Annotated in this window: 20 protein-coding genes; all 20 read left to right on the top strand. The window is 38.5% G+C overall.

Annotated elements, in window-relative coordinates; all coding sequences use genetic code 11:
* Nucleotides 1-16: 16 nt before the first annotated feature.
* The 20 genes from RUH74_RS03430 to RUH74_RS03525 all read left to right on the top strand — a co-directional run bounded on the left by RUH74_RS03430 (nucleotide 17) and on the right by RUH74_RS03525 (nucleotide 18,289).
* Nucleotides 17-1,219, top strand: coding sequence for a substrate-binding domain-containing protein (locus RUH74_RS03430; protein WP_396229845.1), 1,203 nt, complete (start codon nucleotides 17-19; stop codon nucleotides 1,217-1,219).
* A gap of 193 nt (nucleotides 1,220-1,412) precedes the next feature.
* Nucleotides 1,413-2,186: an ABC transporter ATP-binding protein gene (locus tag RUH74_RS03435; protein WP_313798856.1), complete on the top strand. Its 774-nt coding sequence runs from the start codon at nucleotides 1,413-1,415 to the stop codon at nucleotides 2,184-2,186.
* The gene (locus RUH74_RS03440) at nucleotides 2,164-2,868 is read left to right on the top strand and encodes an ABC transporter ATP-binding protein (protein WP_313798857.1); all 705 of its coding nucleotides are present in this window, start codon (nucleotides 2,164-2,166) and stop codon (nucleotides 2,866-2,868) included. The genes RUH74_RS03435 and RUH74_RS03440 overlap by 23 nt, the downstream gene beginning before the upstream one ends.
* A gap of 20 nt (nucleotides 2,869-2,888) precedes the next feature.
* Complete coding sequence (locus RUH74_RS03445; RefSeq protein WP_313798858.1) at nucleotides 2,889-3,758, top strand: branched-chain amino acid ABC transporter permease; 870 nt, start codon at nucleotides 2,889-2,891, stop codon at nucleotides 3,756-3,758.
* Nucleotides 3,759-3,799: 41 nt separating this feature from the next.
* Nucleotides 3,800-4,753: a branched-chain amino acid ABC transporter permease gene (locus RUH74_RS03450; RefSeq protein ID WP_313799032.1), complete on the top strand. Its 954-nt coding sequence runs from the start codon at nucleotides 3,800-3,802 to the stop codon at nucleotides 4,751-4,753.
* Between the two features lie 562 nt (nucleotides 4,754-5,315).
* Entirely contained in the window at nucleotides 5,316-6,692 is a 1,377-nt protein-coding gene (locus RUH74_RS03455; protein WP_313798859.1) for an amino acid permease, read from the top strand.
* 355 nt (nucleotides 6,693-7,047) lie between these two features.
* Nucleotides 7,048-8,043 carry an SIS domain-containing protein gene (locus tag RUH74_RS03460; protein WP_313798860.1) on the top strand — a complete coding sequence of 332 codons (996 nt, stop codon included), beginning with the start codon at nucleotides 7,048-7,050 and terminating at the stop codon, nucleotides 8,041-8,043.
* Nucleotides 8,044-8,161: 118 nt separating this feature from the next.
* Nucleotides 8,162-8,980, top strand: coding sequence for a fructoselysine 3-epimerase (frlC, locus tag RUH74_RS03465; RefSeq protein ID WP_313798861.1), 819 nt, complete (start codon nucleotides 8,162-8,164; stop codon nucleotides 8,978-8,980).
* Between the two features lie 177 nt (nucleotides 8,981-9,157).
* The gene (locus RUH74_RS03470) at nucleotides 9,158-9,883 is read left to right on the top strand and encodes a GntR family transcriptional regulator (protein ID WP_313798862.1); all 726 of its coding nucleotides are present in this window, start codon (nucleotides 9,158-9,160) and stop codon (nucleotides 9,881-9,883) included.
* A 20-nt stretch (nucleotides 9,884-9,903) separates the two neighbouring features.
* Nucleotides 9,904-10,692, top strand: coding sequence for a fructoselysine 6-kinase (frlD, locus tag RUH74_RS03475; RefSeq protein WP_313798863.1), 789 nt, complete (start codon nucleotides 9,904-9,906; stop codon nucleotides 10,690-10,692).
* 49 nt (nucleotides 10,693-10,741) lie between these two features.
* A complete protein-coding gene (locus RUH74_RS03480) occupies nucleotides 10,742-11,467 on the top strand; it encodes a GntR family transcriptional regulator (protein ID WP_313798864.1) in 726 nt (241 codons plus the stop codon).
* 310 nt (nucleotides 11,468-11,777) lie between these two features.
* Entirely contained in the window at nucleotides 11,778-12,470 is a 693-nt protein-coding gene (locus RUH74_RS03485; RefSeq protein WP_396229819.1) for a GntR family transcriptional regulator, read from the top strand.
* Nucleotides 12,467-13,084: a sterol desaturase family protein gene (locus tag RUH74_RS03490; RefSeq protein ID WP_313798865.1), complete on the top strand. Its 618-nt coding sequence runs from the start codon at nucleotides 12,467-12,469 to the stop codon at nucleotides 13,082-13,084. Before RUH74_RS03485 ends, RUH74_RS03490 begins: the two co-directional genes overlap by 4 nt.
* A gap of 639 nt (nucleotides 13,085-13,723) precedes the next feature.
* A complete protein-coding gene (locus RUH74_RS03495) occupies nucleotides 13,724-14,362 on the top strand; it encodes a TVP38/TMEM64 family protein (protein ID WP_313798866.1) in 639 nt (212 codons plus the stop codon).
* 276 nt (nucleotides 14,363-14,638) lie between these two features.
* A complete protein-coding gene (locus tag RUH74_RS03500) occupies nucleotides 14,639-15,154 on the top strand; it encodes a DinB family protein (protein ID WP_313798867.1) in 516 nt (171 codons plus the stop codon).
* A 383-nt stretch (nucleotides 15,155-15,537) separates the two neighbouring features.
* On the top strand, nucleotides 15,538-15,834 hold the full coding sequence (locus tag RUH74_RS03505; RefSeq protein ID WP_313798868.1) for a hypothetical protein: 297 nt from the start codon (nucleotides 15,538-15,540) through the stop codon (nucleotides 15,832-15,834).
* Nucleotides 15,835-15,853: 19 nt separating this feature from the next.
* Nucleotides 15,854-16,180, top strand: a complete 327-nt coding sequence (locus tag RUH74_RS03510; protein ID WP_313798869.1) for a hypothetical protein — start codon at nucleotides 15,854-15,856, stop codon at nucleotides 16,178-16,180.
* A 119-nt stretch (nucleotides 16,181-16,299) separates the two neighbouring features.
* Nucleotides 16,300-16,875 carry a hypothetical protein gene (locus tag RUH74_RS03515; RefSeq protein ID WP_313798870.1) on the top strand — a complete coding sequence of 192 codons (576 nt, stop codon included), beginning with the start codon at nucleotides 16,300-16,302 and terminating at the stop codon, nucleotides 16,873-16,875.
* Nucleotides 16,876-17,375: 500 nt separating this feature from the next.
* Entirely contained in the window at nucleotides 17,376-17,591 is a 216-nt protein-coding gene (locus tag RUH74_RS03520) for an RNA polymerase sigma factor (RefSeq protein ID WP_313798871.1), read from the top strand.
* Nucleotides 17,588-18,289 (top strand): hypothetical protein, encoded by a 702-nt coding sequence (locus RUH74_RS03525; protein WP_313798872.1) that lies wholly within the window; start codon nucleotides 17,588-17,590, stop codon nucleotides 18,287-18,289. The genes RUH74_RS03520 and RUH74_RS03525 overlap by 4 nt, the downstream gene beginning before the upstream one ends.
* The last annotated feature ends 28 nt before the right edge of the window (nucleotides 18,290-18,317 follow it).

Below are 18,317 nucleotides of genomic sequence, written 5' to 3' on the forward strand. Positions count from 1 at the left end.
GGAAGTGAAGTGTAAGGTGTATGGCTTTAAGTCTATATTATCGCTCGTTGTCGTACTTGCTCTTTTATTCATCACTGGATGTTCCGGAGACAAGGCAAGTTCAGATGGTGAAACGATTAAAATCGGTGTACTTGCTTCCTTAACCGGTCCGCTGGAGACGTATGGAAAGCAAACAGTAGCAGGCTTTGAACTGGGGCTGGAGTATGCAACAGAAGGATCGAATGAAGTAGCAGGCAAGAAGATCGAGTTTATCGTAGAAGATACTGAAACGAAGCCAGATGTGGCAGTAAGAAAGGCGACAAAGCTGCTGGAAGAAGATGAGGTGGATTTCTTAGTTGGTTCATCAAGCTCAGGAGATACGCTGGCCGTATTGCCGCTGGCTGAAGAATACGAAAAAATCATGGTGGTGGAGCCTGCGGTAGCAGATAGTATCACTGGTCAGAACTGGAACAAGTACATTTTCAGAACAGGAAGAAACTCCTCACAGGATGCAGTTGCAGGTGCGGCAGCAATCGCTGAAAAGGATGTGAAAATTGCTACCTTCGCACAGGACAATGCCTATGGAAGAGAAGGGATCGCTGCCTTTAAAGAGGGGGCGGAGAAGCTAGGTGCTACAATTGTAAATGAGCAATATGCAGATCCAAATTCCACTGATTTCACGGCGAATATTCAAAGCATTATAAATGAAAAGCCAGATTACCTCTATATTGTTTGGGCAGGATCCAATGCACCATGGAAGCAGTTAAAGGATATGCAGCTGGAGGAACAGGGAATCAAGATATCCACTGCTGCACAGGATATTGCTTCGTTAAAAACAATGGATTCTTTAATTGGCATGAGCGGTTTCTCTATTTACTATCATACGCTGCCTGATAATAAAGTGAATGACTGGCTTGTGGAACAGCACAAGAAAAAATTTGATGGAGAAATACCTGATCTATTTACTGCTGGCGGGATGACAGCTGCCATTTCTATTATGGAAGCTCTTAAGAAAACAGATGGCGACAAAGATGTGGATGGCTTAATCAGCACCATGGAAAATATGGCGTTCGAGACACCGAAAGGGACGATGAAATTCCGGGCAGAAGACCATCAGGCATTGCAGTCTCTGTATGCGGTAACCCTTGAGAAGCAAGAAGGCGTGGATCATCCTGTTCCGGTTCTTATTAGGGAATTGAATATGGAGGAAACGGAGCCGCCGATCAGAAATAGCAAATAAAATTTCAGAATAGTTAGATATAAGAGGAGAATTTCAATCAGTTGGGTTTTTCTTCATCCCCCACTGTTTGTTAGTTGAACGAATCAAGCATTTACGGGCTGTTGATCCCACTAAAATTTCTAGCTCTACTTCTTGAAGTGAGGATCATACAGCCCGTTAATCTGCGATAAATCGCCAGGGAGGGATCGCCAAGATGGAAAATATCCTAGAAACGAAAGATCTATCCGTTTCCTTTGGTGAGCATGATGTGATAAAAGATGTGAACCTGGAAATAGAGCGCGGAAAGCTGATCTCCATTATCGGCCCAAATGGCGCTGGAAAGACGACACTGTTTAATTTGCTGAGCGGCCAGATTCCCCCCACAAAAGGGGAGATTTATTTTAAGAACGATAATGTAACAAAGCTTTCTGTGCCATTACGGGCCAGGAGGGGCATTGGCCGCTCCTTCCAGCTCACAAATATTTTTCCTGAGCTGACCGTTCTTGAGAATATCAGACTGGCTATCCAATCCTCAAGCAAAGATTATTACTCGATCTTTCCGAGGCTGTCTGCTTTGAACCGTCAGCAAGATGAAGCCAAAGCTTACATGGAAAAGTGTATGCTGAACGGCAAGGAACAGGTGCTGGCACAAGATCTGGCACACGGCGAAAAAAGAAAGCTGGAGCTGGCGATGCTGCTTGCTCTCAAAACTGAGCTGCTGCTTCTCGATGAACCGACAGCAGGCATCTCGATAGAAGAGATACCTGCCATTTTGGAAGTGATCGAAAACATAAAGAAGGACGGCATGTACACGATTGTATTAATCGAACACAAAATGGAGATGGTCATGCATCTATCGGATATCCTTGTGGTTCTTTTCAATGGCGAGCTCCTCGCCAGCGGAAACCCACAGGAAATCATTAAGGATCAAAGAGTTCAGACGGCATACTTAGGAGGGCTGCATCGTGAGTCTATTAAAACTGGATAATCTAGAAACCTATTTAGGGCAATATCATATCCTGCAGGGTGTGTCCATGTCCGTAGAAGAAGGAAGCATCACTGTCCTGTTCGGCAGAAATGGAGCGGGCAAAACGACAACACTTCGCTCCATCATGGGCTTCAATCCATCCACCACTGGCTCTGTACATTATCACAACCAGCGGATCAGCGGGATTTCTACCCATTTAATATCGAGAAAAGGAATCGGATATGTGCCTGAAAATCAGGGGATTTTCAGTGCCCTGACAGTGGAGGAAACGCTAAACCTAGCTAAGGCAAAAAGCACGGGAGAATCGGAAGAAAAAATGGAATGGATGCTGGAGCTATTCCCAGACCTAAAGAAATTTTGGCGCAAAAAAAGCGGTTTGCTTTCCGGCGGACAAAAGCAGATGCTGGCGATTGCCAGGGCGTATATCAATGGGGACGGATTGCTGCTAATTGATGAGCCTAGCAAAGGCCTGTCCCCAATTATGGTTGAAAAGCTAATGGAATCAATTCTAAAAATGAAGGAAAAAACGACGATTCTGCTTGTTGAACAAAACTTTCTGATGGCAAGCGAAATCGGTGATTATTTTTACATTATGGATGACGGAAAAATTGTCCATGAAGGCTTGATGCAAGTATTAAAAGAAGACAAAGAAACCTGTCAGAAATACTTGGGCATAGCGTAAGCAATGAAGGGGGGCTGGAAATGGAAGTCTTTATTAATTTATTGGTCAACGGGGTCTCAACAGGGCTGCTTATTTTCCTTCTGGCTGCTGGACTTACTTTAATCTTCGGACTGATGAGTGTATTAAATTTTGCCCATGGCGGACTATTCGTTTGGGGTGCTTTTTCGGGTGCATGGATTTTTAAAGAGACAAACAGCTTCCTATTGGCGGTTGTTGGTGCTATTGTAATCGGAATGGCATTGGGCTGGGTATTAGAGAGGTTCCTTATCCGTCCTGTTTATGGGAATCACGTCAGACAGCTGCTAATTACCTTAGGTGGCATGCTCGTTTTATCAGAAAGCATCAAAATCTTCTGGGGGCCGAATCCGATACGGGTAAATCTGCCTGGATGGCTGGAAGGAAGCTATCAGTTTGATGGAATTATCATCATTAAATACCGCGTATTTGTCATCGTGGTTGGACTGCTTCTATATCTCGCATTGTGGCTATTGCTTAGCAGAACCCAAATCGGACTCATGATCAGGGCTGGAGTCATGGATAAGGAAATGGTTCAGGCGCTTGGAATCAATGTAAAGGGTCTTTTTACCTTTGTATTCCTGTTAGGCGCAGCACTGGCTGCTTTAGGCGGAGCCCTTTTGGCTCCGTATTCGGGAGTGGTCTTTGCGGAAATGGGCATGCAGTACGCTATCTTGGCGTTTATTGTGGTAATCATAGGAGGAATGGGCAGTCTGCAGGGATCGGCACTCGCTTCTCTGATTGTAGGAGTTGCTGGCGCATTTATGGCATACTATATCCCTGATTTGTCACTTGCATTGAATATGCTTCTTTTGGCCATGGTTTTACTAGTAAAACCAACAGGCCTGATGGGAGAAAAGGGGAGTGCTGTATGAGAGGTCTTTTTCATAAAGTCCCGCTGTATTGGGGACTTGCGATTCTGCTGTTTATGCTGCTGTTCCCGCTTGTTAACGACTCCCGCAGCATGCTGATTTTGTTAACGCAAATCTTCATCTTTGCTATCTTTGCGATGAGCTTTGATATTCTTTTAGGTTATACAGGTATTGTGTCCTTTGGGCATTGTATGTTCTTTGGGATCGGTGCTTATAGTACAGCCATCATTTTTAATCACTTAGAAGCCACCCTGCTTCATTTTATGATCGGTTTGGCTATCGGGATTATCCTGTCTGCCTTGGTGAGCTATATCATTGGCTTATTATCCTTACGGCTCAAAAGTCATTTTTATGCGATGCTGACACTGGCTGTTTCACAGCTGTTCCTCGTCCTGGCAGAGAAGTGGCGCGGCTTGACACATGGCGGAGACGGATTTACATTCAGTGTGCCTGATGTGTTCAAAGACCGTACTTCCTTCTATTATATCACGCTCATAAGTGTAGCAGTCGTATTCATTTTGCTGAAGCTATTTACTGAATCGTCCACTGGCAAGGTATTAAAAGCCATCTCTCAAAATGAATATCGTGCAGAGGCATTAGGGTATAAATCACTGCATTATAAACTAATTGCAAGCGTAACCGCTGGAGTAGCAGCTTCCTTTAGCGGGGCGTTATATGCTGTATCCTTAAGGTTCATCAATACAAATGTCTTTTCCATTGAAGTCACGCTGGATGCACTCTTAATGACAATGATCGGCGGACTAGGTACCTTGGCAGGTGCCATCGCCGGAGCGGGCATCATCGAGTTCCTCAGACATTATCTATCAGAACTCGCGATGACTTACCCTATTTTTGAAAGATGGACGATCATTCTTGGGTTCTTGTATATCGTGGTTCTGCTTGGATTTCCTTCTGGCTTGGCAGGGTTTATTAAGCAGCTTACTTTAAGGAGTGGAAGGAAGGAGAAACAGGAAAAGAAGCTAGAAAACGTTGCATAAATTAATATGTATTCGATTGTTTACTTATAAAAGTTAATATCTGATTTTGAAGGAACAAATTAGAAAAGGGAGTTAAGCAGCCAAATGCTTGACTCCTTTTCTATTGTATTAGTAAAAACTTTAAGAGATTGCCTTTCAAACTGCAGAAGAGAACATATACGTAATGATAAAAGTTATTAGCAGTAAGCCCAAAGATTATGTAAGAACTAACCGCTGCTTTAAAGTAATTGGATTTATATTAATAATAAATCATCTATTTTTTGCAAATCAGATACCATAAGTGGGATTAAATGAGTTGGATTTCTGCAAAGAGAGGGCTATTAAAAGAATTTATAAGGGAAAATATATCTGTTTTTATGCAATATTATTGTATTCTTTTATCCTATATGCTAATTTGTTAATTAAGTGGTATTAATTTATAGTAAACTTGGTTAGTTTATTTGAAATGGTTGGGCAGCCGCACCCAGCTGTTTATGTATTTTTTAAATTGACACCGCTTACACGTTTTTAATACCTTTTTATTTCCAATGTTGATAGATACGTAGAAAAGGAGAATATGCAAATGGCGAGTGAGGTTGCAAAAGTCGAGCAAAGTGCGGAAGGTAAAGGTGCTGGCGGTCTACAGCGTAAATTAGGTTTAAGCGCTGCAATTGCCATTAGTGTAGGTACGACTATTGGTTCTGGTATTTTTTCATCATTGGGAGAAGTTGCTGCAGCAAGTGGGACGGCATTATTTGTTATTCTGGCTTTTTTAATTGGTGGAATGATTAATATACCAGCTAATCTGTGCTATGCAGAACTGGCCACAGCTTATCCGGAAAATGGCGGTCAATATATTTATTTTAGGGAAGCGGGATCCCGTCCCATGGCATTTTTATGTGGATGGATTAGCTTCTGGGCTACAGACCCGCCATCCATTTCGATTATGGCTATCGCCATTACGAATTATTTAGCTTATTTTGTTGGTTTTTCGCCATTAACGATGAAATTTATTGCCGTTTTCCTTATTATTATGTTTATGTTTATGCACCTTCGCAGTGTTGAAGGCGGGGGTAAATTTCAAACGTTTATTACAGCCTTCAAGATCATCATGTTTGCTGTGTTAATTGGAGTTGGTTTTTTCTACTTCAGTCCGGAATTAATGAGCGCTAAGCCGGCAGGATCAGAAGTAGTCCCAGTTGGAATCTTGGCACTAGTGGCAGGGATCTCAGCAACGACTTGGTCATTTGATGGAATGGCTTCTGTATGTTATATGACAGGGGAGATTAAAAACCCTAAGAAAACGATGCCAAGAGCGCTGATTATCAGCGGTGTACTCATCACTGTCTTGTATGTTCTCTTAAGTATAACCATCACTGGCTTGCTGCCAATCGATCAATTAGCAACTAGCAGTGCGCCTGTTTCAGATGCGATGGCGCAAATTCCGGGAATTGGCTCTGCTGCAGGTTCACTAACTGCGATCATGGCCATTATTGTTATTATTGGTTCTCTATCAAGCTGTATTATGTTCCAGCCGCGTATGCCATATGCGATGGCTAAGGATGGTTTATTCTTTAAATCGTTTGCAAAAGTGCATCCTAAATGGGGGACTCCATATATTTCAATCCTTATTCAATGTGCGATTGCGATTGTGCTTGTATTTGCTTCATCGCTAAGTGACTTATTAGGGTATTTCACGATTGTTGCACTGCTGAAAAACTTTCTCACATTTGGGACTGTCTTTGTTCTTCGCCGTAAGAAATCGGGGTATCATCCAATGTGGAAAATGCCGATGGGGTATTTCATGGCAGCAGTTGCCATGCTTGTAACTGCAACCCTAATTGTTTCTACCTTTATGTGGGCGCCAATCCCAGGGATCATCTCTGCAGTGATTGCAGTAGGAACTGGTCTTCCAGCCTATTATTATTGGGAAAGAAAAAATAAACAGGCAGCTGCTTAAGATTCAAGTAGACATGAGGGGATATCCTCATGTCTATTTTTTATGCACTATCATACCATCCTTTTGATATATAAATGAAAACAATTGTTTTTAATACCAATTTTTTAATTTTTCTCTTCAAACATTCAACGAATCAGAAATGGGATAAAATTATATATTTACAAGGTTTTATGAATGATCTGAAAGTTTGAATTGACCTAGTTTTGAATCAGGTGATATAATTTAAAAATCAACATAAATAAATTGGTATTAAAAATACAATATAACATCTAGTTATCGTGAGGGAGATGCGGCACATCTTTACAGACCTCATAGTTGTAAACCGGGAGACTAAAAGGAAAGGTGGACAAATACTATGTTAAAGTTTGATGAAGCGAAACAAATGGAAAGCGTGAATGGAGCACTTCAATTACGAAGTGAGGTCGAGAAAATAGTAGACCAGATTTATTCAGAGGGGTTTGACAACATTTTTTATCTGGGGATTGGCGGTACATATGCATCAAGCATGCAAGCAGTCACATATATTACCGGAAAAAGTGCGCTGCCAGCTTATGTAGAGAATGCGGCAGAATACTTGACCACCGGAAACCGCAAGTTAACAAAGCAATCGGTCGTGGTTATTTCTTCGGTTACAGGAAGCACCGAAGAAATGGTAAGAGCTGTTTCCAAAGTTAAAGAAGTTGGTGCTCGCATTATCGGTTTTATTGATGTTAAAGAAGCGCCACTTGCCCAAAGTGTAGATTATTTAATTTCTTACCCGGCAAATGAACAGATCAAGTTCTTTATGGTTGCCGATCGCTTAATGTTTAATAATGGAGATTTTCCAGAATACGAGCAATTTTACAAAGAACTAAACGAGCATTTGGCTGCAGCATTGGTTAACGTTGAGAAGGCTGCTGACTCTTTTGGCGAACAATTTGCACTCGCACATAAGGACGACCCGATGCACTATTTTGTTGGTGCGGGGAATCATTGGGGTGCAGTGTACTCTTATGCGATGTGCTATTGGGAAGAGCAGCACTGGCTCCGCTCAAAATCGATCCATTCCTCCGAGTTTTTCCATGGAACATTGGAAATCGTAGACCGCGATACAGCCGTTACCGTTTTTGTAGGTGAGGATGAACAGCGTCCGTTATCGGAAAGAGTAGCCAATTTTCTGCCAAGAATTTGTTCAAGGCATACCATCATTGATACAAAGGAGTATGCGCTGGAGGGGATTAGCCCTCAATTCAGAGGGAGAATCTCGCATCTAGTGCTACGTGCGATCACTCAGCGAATCGATGCCCATCTTGAAAAAATTAATTGTCACCCAATGGAAATCAGACGATATTATCGTCAACTGGACTACTAAATCGATGAAGTGAACATGAAATAGAATCAAGGATACTTACTTGTAATCTTTGATTCTATTAAAAAGTGAAAAAATGAAAGCGTTTTACCTGACATGAAACGTTAAGGAGGATTATTTCATGAAAATCGGATTATTTACATCAGGTTATCAGAGAAATCCGCTAGAACATGCCTTTGAGGATGCAAAAAGATTTGGATACGATTACATAGAGCTCTGGGGTGGCCGCCCTCATGCCTATGCACCGGATTTAAAAAGCGGTGATATTCACATAGTGAAGAAATTAATTGATCAATACGAGATGCCTGTAAGGGTTTATACACCTGAGCATAATGCATATCCCTATAATTTTATGATGGGAACCGAACAGATGAGAAGGGATGCCATCAATTATTTGAAGCTTGCGATGGAGATGGGAAAAGAGATGGGAGCCGAGTGTACCCTCATGTCTGCGGCTCATGCCGGTTATCATACCCCTGAGTCAGAAATTTGGCATCGATTGATAGAATCCATGCAGGAACTAACCGATCATGCCGAAAAAATAAAACATAAAATTATTCTTGAGGCACTAACACCAATGGAATCGAATGTTTGTACAACTGCCAATGATTTAGCGAGGGTGTTTAGACAGGTTGAATCTGATTATTTGGCAGGTATGTGCGATATCGTTCCGCCGTTTGTGCAGCATGAAAGCATGATGGCTTATTTTGATAAATTACAGAATAAGATGCAGCATCTCCATATTATTGATAGTGATGGAACATCTGATACACATGTGATTCCGGGTGAGGGAGTACTCCCGCTCAAGGAATTGATGCAGGAACTACAACATATTGGCTATGGGGGCACAGCGACGATTGAATTAGTCACTGCCTATATGAACGAGCCGCGTCTTTATGCTCGTCGGGCAATCAATAACTTAAAGGCAATAATGGAATGAATATAGGAAAATAGGAAGAATCTCGCGAATTTGATAATCCATCAGAGAGATGATTTTGGTCTATATACATGAGGATAAGGCTTCTGTTGTATTTCTGCATTATATTCTCTTCCACTTTTTGTGCTATATTTTAATTAATAATATGAATGGATGCGAAATGGTGGGGAGTATTGCTTTATGGATCGTAGTTATTTAAAACCACGCGAAGAAGTAGCGGAAAAAATCGAATCATATATTCAGCAGAATCAATTGTGTCCGCATGATAAACTTCCTTCGGAACGGGATTTATGCGAGGTATTGGGGACAAGCAGAACGACATTGCGCAGTGCGATAAAGAGACTCATTATTGATGGTGTTATATATAGTAAGCGAGGGGCAGGTACATTTGTTGCTCCAGAGAAATTGGTGCGTAACTTGCAGGATATGGAGTCGTTATCAAAAAGCGCAAGAAGAGCCAATAAAGTATTGTCAACTAAGGTTCTATATGCAGATATAATCGAATGCAATAAGGAGTTATCCAAGCGGATGAAATTAACACTCGGCAGCAAGATTTATTGTTTGCAGCGATTGAGGCTAATAGATGGGATTCCGGCGATGATGGAACAGGCCTATTTTGACTACTCTATTTGCAAGGGAATTGAACAGTATGATTTTTCGCAGGAGTCTATTTACCGTATGTTGGAAGAAGTCTATAACGTGAAAATTGATCATGGCTCGGAAACATTAAGCGTTACCTATGTGAGTGAACAGGAAGGTGAATGGTTAGATGTTGAGAACGGGACACCTGTTTTCTATATTGCGGGTAATGTATTTACTGAAGATGAAAAGCCGATTGAGTTTTATAAGTCGGTCGTAAGAGCAGATCAAATCCGTTTTTCTTCCATACTTAAACATAAACAGTAGTCTTAGGGGAGGAAAGTGATATGAAAATCGGGGCAGTCGGCGATAATTGTATAGATGTATATAAAAAGTTAGGAAAAGCATTCCCTGGAGGAAATCCTGTCAATGTGGCAGTGTATTGTGTAAGGCTAGGGGAAGATGCTTCTTACACGGGTGTAGTTGGAACCGACGATTATGGGAGATTATTGAAGGATGCCTTAAGGGATAAAAAAGTCGATGTATCACATGTTAGAGAATTGCCTGGACAGACTGCAATTACAGAAGTAGATTTCATTGATAACGATAGGGTCTTAGGTGATTATTATGAAGGTGTTTTAGAACAATTTGAATTGACAGATGAGGATATCGATTTTTTGGCCACACATGATATCGTGGTATCAGGCATTTGGGGGAAGATAGAAAAAAGTCTGGATGCGATAAAAAGGAAAGGGGTTTCTATCGCTTTTGACTTTGCCGACAAGCTGGACCATCCACTTGTAGAAGAAATTATTCCTCATGTGGATTATGCTTTCTTTTCCTACGCTAATGGGGATGATGAGTTTATACAGGATTACATGAAAACCATACATGCCAAAGGTCCACAATTGGCTATTGTAACGATGGGGGAAAAAGGCAGCATGGTGTACGATGGCGCCTCTTTTTTCCATTATGGGATCGTTCCCTGTGAGGTTGTTGATACAATGGGCGCCGGAGACAGTTACATCGCTGCCTTTATTTGTGGAATCCTTCGGAAAAAATCGATTGAAGAATGTATGGAAATGGGAGCGAGGAACAGCAGTATTACGATTCAATACCAAGGTGCGTGGGAATGACTGTCTGCGCGTTATATTGAATTCTTCTGGAAAGTGAGTGAAATGGGCTATGTCCAATATAGATTACCAATCCCCAATGTATTTACAGCTAAGGGAGATTATCAGAACCAAGATTGAAGATGGCGAATACCCGCCTGGAACAGCGATCCCAACTGAGCATGAACTGGCAAAATCCTATGGAATTAATCGATTAACTGTTCGAAATGGCATCGCTGCTCTTGTAAATGAGGGGCTGCTAAAAAGAATTCAAGGGAAAGGTGTTTATGTTCTAGGGGAAAAACGAGAGCAGGATTTGGAAACCTTGGAAGGTTTCTCGCAAATGGTCAAGAAGAAAAATGCCAAACCCTCTTCGCATATTCTCGCGAAGTCTTTGAGAATGGCTGGGCATAAGTATGGAAAGATATTTAACATTGATCCTGCTGATCAGATCTTTTACATTAAACGTGTCAACCATATTGATCATGAGCCGTACTCACTTGAAGAAATCTATATACCGCAGTATGTGATCCCCGAATTGGAGGATATTGATTTAACGGTGTTTTCCATTTTTGAGATTTATGACTTTTATGCTATCGAGATTTCCTATTCACACCAGACCCTTGATCTGACACAATTGGATCAATCGGATGCCCGATTCTTAGATGTGGACTCTTCTGCTCCGCTGTTATTATTTACGAACACAAGCTATAACCAATCAGAAGCAGTCATTGAATATGCAAGAAGTTATACTCGTCCAGATAAGGCGAACTATAAGGTCCATTTTAAAAATGAATAAGCAAACATGGGGACGGTTCTCGTGCTTCCTTTGAAGCAGAAGAACCGTCCCTTTGTTTTAATTTTGGCTCTGTTATTTTTCAATTTAAACGGAATTTTTCCGTTTATTTCTCAAACACAGTAAAATCAGCATTCAGTTATAATAGATCTTCATTTTAAGGGGAGAACTGCCCACGGCTGCAAGATCGAAGCAGGAAATAATTATTTTAATTTTATGAATATATTGACAACTGTTTCGATAAACAATAATATATTGGTAACACCAATATGGATTTTGGTAATACCAAACAGACAAGAAGGTGAGTATAGGTTTGAAGCTGCGATCTTCGGAGTTAATTTGTAAAAAAATCATCTCAGCCATTTTAGAGGGAGAATATAAAATAAACGAACCCCTGTTACCGGAAAGGGATTTGGCTGTGAAATTTCACGTTGGCAGACCAACAATAAGAGAGACACTACAGCGTTTAGAACGGGATGGATGGATAGCTGCCCGTAAAGGCATGCCTGCTGTTGTAAACGATTATTGGTCGCATGGGAATCTAATGACAATCGTGGATATTCTGCAATGCTATGATGATATTCCAAATGTATTTATTGAATACATGCTCGGTTTAAGAATTGCGATTACTCCGGCCTATGTGAAAGAGGCAGCCGGGCATAACCGGCTAAAGGTCCTTGCATTATTTGCTAAGCTTGATGAGCTTCAGGACGATGCGAAATCCTATGCTGCTTTTGATTGGGCTCTACAGCAAAATCTTGCACAGCTCTCCCCGAACCCAATCTATCGCTTACTTATCAATAGCTTCGCAGAAATATATATTCCTATGGCCGAAAAATACTTTAGTGAACCGCACCACAGGATCGTTTCCAAACAATACTTTGCTGATCTTGTTTCCTCTCTTTTAAAGGGGGATGTAGAAGAAACAGAACAGATTACAAAAACAATGATGGAAAAAAGCTTATCGCTATGGAAGAAAAAAAGGGAAGGGAAGAAGGAATCATGAAAAAGAAAGGATTGTATCGAGATTTTTTTCTTCATTTTGATATTTTTGTTATGCTTGCGGTATTGGGCATGGCAACGACATTTGTACTAGTAAAAGGAATGGCTTGGCTATACATGCTGTATTTTATAATTGGATTCGTCTCTTATATGTTCACAGAATATGTAACACACCGCTATTTTTTTCACTTAAAAACTCCTAAAAATCCCTTACTCCTAAAATTATTGAAACGTCTCCATTATGATCATCATAAACATCCAAATGATTTACACTTATTGTTCCTCCCTCTTTGGTACAGTGTTCCTAATTTACTTGTTGCTGCCGGCATCTTCTATATAATCATCCAATCGGTGGTTGGAACGGTATCGTTTATTAGCGGAATAGTCCTTATGCTTCTCATATACGAATGGAAGCATTATGTTGCTCATCGTCCAATCAGTCCGAAAACAAAGCTAGGCAAATGGGTGAAGAAGACCCACATCCTCCATCACTATAAAAATGAAAACTATTGGTATGGTGTGTCTACTCCATTTGTAGACGTATTATTTGGTACGTTAAAGAATGAAAAAGAAGTAGAGACCAGTCAGACAGCAAAGGATTTAGAAAAGCGGGCATAGTATGACAAAGTTTATTTTTGTGAACCTATTTTTCCTTTTAATGTAAATTTTGAGTTCTATGTGTACTTTATGAACCTGCTTTTTCCTTTTAATGTAAATTTCAGGTTCTATGTGTACTTTATGAACCTGCTTTTTCCTTTTAATGTAAATCCTTGGTTCTATATGTATTTTACGAACCGGCTTTCCCCTTTTAAAATAAATTCCGGGTTTAATCATATTTCTATAAGTAGGGGCTATCTCAGGATTACCGTTTGCGAGCTTACCCGCACATGTGCCCCATAAGATCCCATCAAATACATTACATGTTTTAAAAATAGGTGGAGAGTTTGTAACTTTTCAATATACTAAGGTTAAAATACCTTTACTGAAAACCTATTTTTCAGAAAGCAAGAATGGGGAAAAACAGAACTGGTCTTGGACTTGGCATCTCGAAAAAATTGTTGAATTACATAATGAGAAGATAACTGGGGAATATAGAAGGAAAACGATTACCTTTAAAGTTGAAATACCATTATGTACGGATGAATGATTGATAAAAGTTACTATTCACCTTAAGAATTCTTAAGAATTATATTAGGTAAATCTTAAGAACTCTCCCTTAGAATATAAGCATGGTTAATGTATAGAAGAGGTGAGAGAATGAAAAGAAAATTTGCTTTTATCACCATTTGGGTATTAGTTATTTCAATATTAGTTTACTTTGATACATTACCAGGAGACATAGATACAATTAAACATTTTTTTTCTGAAAAAGAACAATATGCATCTTTGCTATTTATAGGGGCATGGGTAGTTCGGCTATTATTTCTAATACCAGGAACTCCTTTAATGGTGTTTGGGGGTGTATCCTTTGGACCTATACAAGGTTCAATATTATCAACCGTTGGTTTAGTATTAAGTGGAACGTTGATTTACTTCTTTTCAAGGAGCATGGTTGGAAAAGAAGTTAATAACTATATGATTAATAGACATAAAGAATTGAACCAACTATTAAAAAGGGATAATTTTAAGCTTCTTGCTTTAGGAATGATTTATCCAATCATTCCTTCAGATGTGCTCTGTTTTTTATCCGCTTCCACTGGAATCAAATATTCTACTTACATCTTCACTATAGTTATTTCAAATACCCCTTTGAGACTTTTGTATAGCTATATTGGTTTGAGTTTTACCGAATCCTCAGTTGGATTAAGTTTAACGTTTGTATCCATAGCTTTGATATTTATTGTGTCGATCAAAATTTGGAACACCTTAAAAACACAAATGATTTGTTCCCACTAACCCAAACTCAGTAAAAAGACAGACTGTTGCAAGCATCTGTTTTTTTACTGTCGGTGCAGTAAAACTATAAGCAAAAGATCGTGCAGCTGTGTGAAAGTGAAAAACAAGTAAAGAAATTATCCGTGAATATGGGCTTACTCCTTCATTTAAACAGACAAGTTAACAGATGAAAATATATTTATCTAGAGAGACTTTTTTATTCAACTAAACTTATAATAGTAATAAAAGCAGAATAGAAATCAAAGAGTAAGCATTTTCTAATGAGGGGGGAATATCATGAATAAATTAGTAAATGACAATCTGTCGGAAACGAGAAATAACCTAGTAAAGGAAATTACTTTATTAAGTGATACTGATTTTAATAGTAAGCCTGACATGAATATGTGGAGTATCGCACAAGTTTGCCATCACTTAGTTTTAGTGGAAGAGGCAACTATAAAGGCGATTGCATGGGGATTAAAAGACAATGATCGTACGCCGAAAGAACGTAAAAATGTTCATTTTATATTATTGGATAGAACGAACAAGATTAAAGCTCCAAAAATTGTTGAACCAAGTGCAGAATCATTTGAAGTTCCGCAAATAATTAAGTTGTTAAATGATTCAAGGGAAAAATTAATGGCTTTTCTTAGTACGATAAAAGATAAGTCCATATTGGAAGAAAAGTCAGTGAAGCATCCTGCCTTAGGTGAATTGCCTCTTGATCAATGGATCGAACAGATTTATTTGCATGAACAGCGGCACATAGAACAAATAAAAGAGATAAAATTACTTTTAGATGTGAAGCACTAATTCAGGAGGATAAAGTTAATAGAAACTACTTGAAAAGGCACAATTCTTGAATGAGGAATTGTGTCTTTTTTATAATGGGGCCATTTAATGACTTTAAACAAAACGAGATATTTATGTAAGATTGTGAAGTGATGTACTTCAACTAACAGGCAGAAGTGTTTTATAAGGATAAGTAGGTTTGATAAAAATAAAGGCAGATTAAAATGAGCAAAGACAAAGAAATGGCTGAAGTAAGACGAGAGTAAATGAGACAGGAAGAATCAAAAAGAAAGCCTGCTATTAGGTCACATAGTTAAAATTAACATTCTATTTTAAGGAGTGAATTGATAAAAAAAAGTTTACTTTATTGCTTCTGCATCATTTTCTTAAGTGGCTGTAAGGATTTGAGTGAGCCATTAAGTGAGCCCTTAATTGAGGATGAAATGGTCAAACTCACAGTAGAATGTAAAAACGGCGAAAAGATTGTAGCAGATGATTCAGATGTTATTAATAAAGTAATAAAGGAAATTAACAGTTCAGAAAGAGAAGGTACACAAGAAATGGAATTTGTATTGGAACATCAAGCTACGTTCGAAAACAGTGATGGAAAGTCAGATTATTTCAACTTGTACAGCAGTGGAGGAGCCGTTGTGTCTGGATACTACATTCACTCAAACATCGAAGATTTATGTGGTAAATAGTCTTTAATGGGGTGTGAAAATGAATGATAACACAGATAAATCTAATGTTGGACATACGATTTTTAAAGCAACGGGAGTACGTCATGAATATCCTCATGTTAATCTAGTTAAACAACAAGTAACCTGTATTGTTTTATACAATGAGGAAACATATATGACTGTTATTGTTGATTTAATAAATGATACTGTACAAGTTCAAGGAAACGTTGATGAATTAGGAGATTTAACAATTAGTAGAGATTCTTACATTGATATGTTCAAAGGTCAGGCGAAGTTTTTTATTGATAACAATATTTCTAATCCAAAAAAGTATTATGATGAATTAATAAATAATCAAACTTCCTAACAGGGGCTATTCTTCATTTCTTATTGAAGTAAAGAAGAGGTTAACGCAAAAAAGGTTTAAACGATTATGTTAAAGAGATATATATTATAGGCTTTGATATATTGTGGAGGTGGTCTAATTTGAAATTTTCATATGTGGATATTAGAAGTGGTAGTGCAACATGTATATTTGAAATTAATAAGCAAACGTTTGAGTTTCATCCTACTTTCCATTCAGATGCTCTCGGAGACTTTGTTTCATATTTAGCATCAATACATCCATTATGTAAATTGAGTTGGAAAGATGGTGCTTTTCATAAAAAAAAGGGGGGGATGGAGTGGCATAATGGTCCTTATTTATTACGTTGGGAATTTAAGCGTGATTTTGAAGACTTAGAAATAACAATTACAGAAAGTCAAAATCCTGATATAGATAGAAATAGGAATACAAATTTTCCTAGAACAATATTAAAGACGAAATGTAATTTTGAGGAGTTTGTTTTTTGCGTAGTAAAAGAGTTAGACCGAGTTATTAAACAAGGAGGAATTTTAGGATATCGCCAGGAGTGGCAAGATTATACATTCCCTATCGATGGATTTCTTGCTTTGAAATATGCCTGTCTTTATAAAAAACCTTTTGAAATTACAAAGAAGAACAGTGGAACATCACTTGATGAGGAACTTAATTTGTTGAATAAAAATATTGATGAAGTGTAGAGTTAGAAAAGTTTGAGATGAATTGTTCTTAAACAAAACGGGATCATTCCCAACCAGCCTGAAACATGCAAGCAGAAGTAGGGAGTGAATAATTTTGCTGACGGGATCAAGTCTCACGGGCGCTAATCTGTAAGTAGGATCAGCGCTTATTTTATAAATTATTTTAAGCCCTTTTCTCTTAGTGTAAGGAAAAATGATTTTTTATGTCTAAATTTGCTAAGCGTTTATTTATGCCGTATTTACTGCAGGGATCTCTATGTGGTATAACCTCTTTAATTTTTAAAATCGATTTATTTGTAGATGATTACCCCCTTATATGAAAAAACCACTATTCAGTTTACTCCTCTGAGTCGCCAGTGTTATATAGATAACAGCCTATTTTCCCATCTATCTTTCAGTCCCGCTTTTCTTAAATAACAATTATTTATTTAAAAATTTTATAAATTGAAACTATAAAGGTTTGGGAATCGTTTAATAAATAGAGAAAGGAGAGGTAGTTATTGTTTACGATTCATAACATAAAAGAATTAATGTTTCAATATACAGAACTCCTGATTCGCATTGCTTATGGGTATGTGAAGGATCTCCATGCTGCGGAGGACATTGTACAGGAAGTGTTTATAAAGTTTTATCATTATCAGAAAAATTATGAAGAGCGTGGTGAGGCGATTAAGAAATCAACTGAGTGGGGTACAATGGGAGGTGTTTTTAAATGAATAAGTATTTTTTTAGAGAAGTAAAAAATTTAACTGAGAGTAAAAAGCGTGTAATGAAAAATGTATTATATGAGCTTGAAAACACAGCAAAAACGCCAAAACACAAATGGTGTTCTGTCTTATTAACTCCGGTTTTGGGAATAAGCTTAATGGCAGGGATTACGTTTTTTATTCTAAATGAAATAGAGAATGAAAATGAGCAATGGACGACAAACGAACAACAATCTCCACCAGAAAAGCATATAGATTTTGTAAAACCTACATTTTCTTTTGAAAAAGGTCAATTATATATTTTTGGTCTTACTTTAGGTGACTCACAAGAAAGTGTAATTGAGAGCTTAGGTGAAAAATATTCAATAGAGCAAGAGGATGGCAGCGGGGCAGACTATGTCATGGTTTATGATGGAGTTGCGAGACTTTATTTTTTTGAAGATAAATTAATAAATATATTATTAATGAAAGTAGATAAAAAGTACTTTAACCAGTTATTTGCTGAATATGAAGGATTTAAATTTACATCTTCCTATTCATTAATGAATCCAGATGATGACCGATTTATTTACTCAAAGGAAACGAATCAAATCTTAAAGGCAACAACGAACGTTCCTAACAAAGATCTTTATTTATACCTAGGATTTGCTGGTCCAGAACTCATGGAAAATCCAGATTTCATAGAGATGAAACAAAATTTGAAATAGAATCAAACCTCATGGAAGGAAGTAGGGG

It is taken from the genome of Cytobacillus sp., from assembly GCF_032154635.1.
In the GTDB taxonomy this organism is placed as follows: Bacteria; Bacillota; Bacilli; order Bacillales; family Cytobacillaceae; genus Cytobacillus.

Excerpts from the sequence above, each read along its gene's own strand:
- frlD (WP_313798863.1), top strand. The coding sequence starts at position 9,904 with ATGAAAATCGGGGCAGTCGGCGATAATTGTATAGATGTATATAAAAAG.
- frlC (WP_313798861.1), top strand. The coding sequence starts at position 8,162 with ATGAAAATCGGATTATTTACATCAGGTTATCAGAGAAATCCGCTAGAA.
- RUH74_RS03435 (WP_313798856.1), top strand. The coding sequence starts at position 1,413 with ATGGAAAATATCCTAGAAACGAAAGATCTATCCGTTTCCTTTGGTGAG.
- RUH74_RS03460 (WP_313798860.1), top strand. The coding sequence starts at position 7,048 with ATGTTAAAGTTTGATGAAGCGAAACAAATGGAAAGCGTGAATGGAGCA.
- RUH74_RS03455 (WP_313798859.1), top strand. The coding sequence starts at position 5,316 with ATGGCGAGTGAGGTTGCAAAAGTCGAGCAAAGTGCGGAAGGTAAAGGT.
- RUH74_RS03480 (WP_313798864.1), top strand. The coding sequence starts at position 10,742 with ATGTCCAATATAGATTACCAATCCCCAATGTATTTACAGCTAAGGGAG.
- RUH74_RS03500 (WP_313798867.1), top strand. The coding sequence starts at position 14,639 with ATGAATAAATTAGTAAATGACAATCTGTCGGAAACGAGAAATAACCTA.
- RUH74_RS03445 (WP_313798858.1), top strand. The coding sequence starts at position 2,889 with ATGGAAGTCTTTATTAATTTATTGGTCAACGGGGTCTCAACAGGGCTG.
- RUH74_RS03510 (WP_313798869.1), top strand. The coding sequence starts at position 15,854 with ATGAATGATAACACAGATAAATCTAATGTTGGACATACGATTTTTAAA.
- RUH74_RS03525 (WP_313798872.1), top strand. The coding sequence starts at position 17,588 with ATGAATAAGTATTTTTTTAGAGAAGTAAAAAATTTAACTGAGAGTAAA.
- RUH74_RS03490 (WP_313798865.1), top strand. The coding sequence starts at position 12,467 with ATGAAAAAGAAAGGATTGTATCGAGATTTTTTTCTTCATTTTGATATT.
- RUH74_RS03495 (WP_313798866.1), top strand. The coding sequence starts at position 13,724 with ATGAAAAGAAAATTTGCTTTTATCACCATTTGGGTATTAGTTATTTCA.
- RUH74_RS03470 (WP_313798862.1), top strand. The coding sequence starts at position 9,158 with ATGGATCGTAGTTATTTAAAACCACGCGAAGAAGTAGCGGAAAAAATC.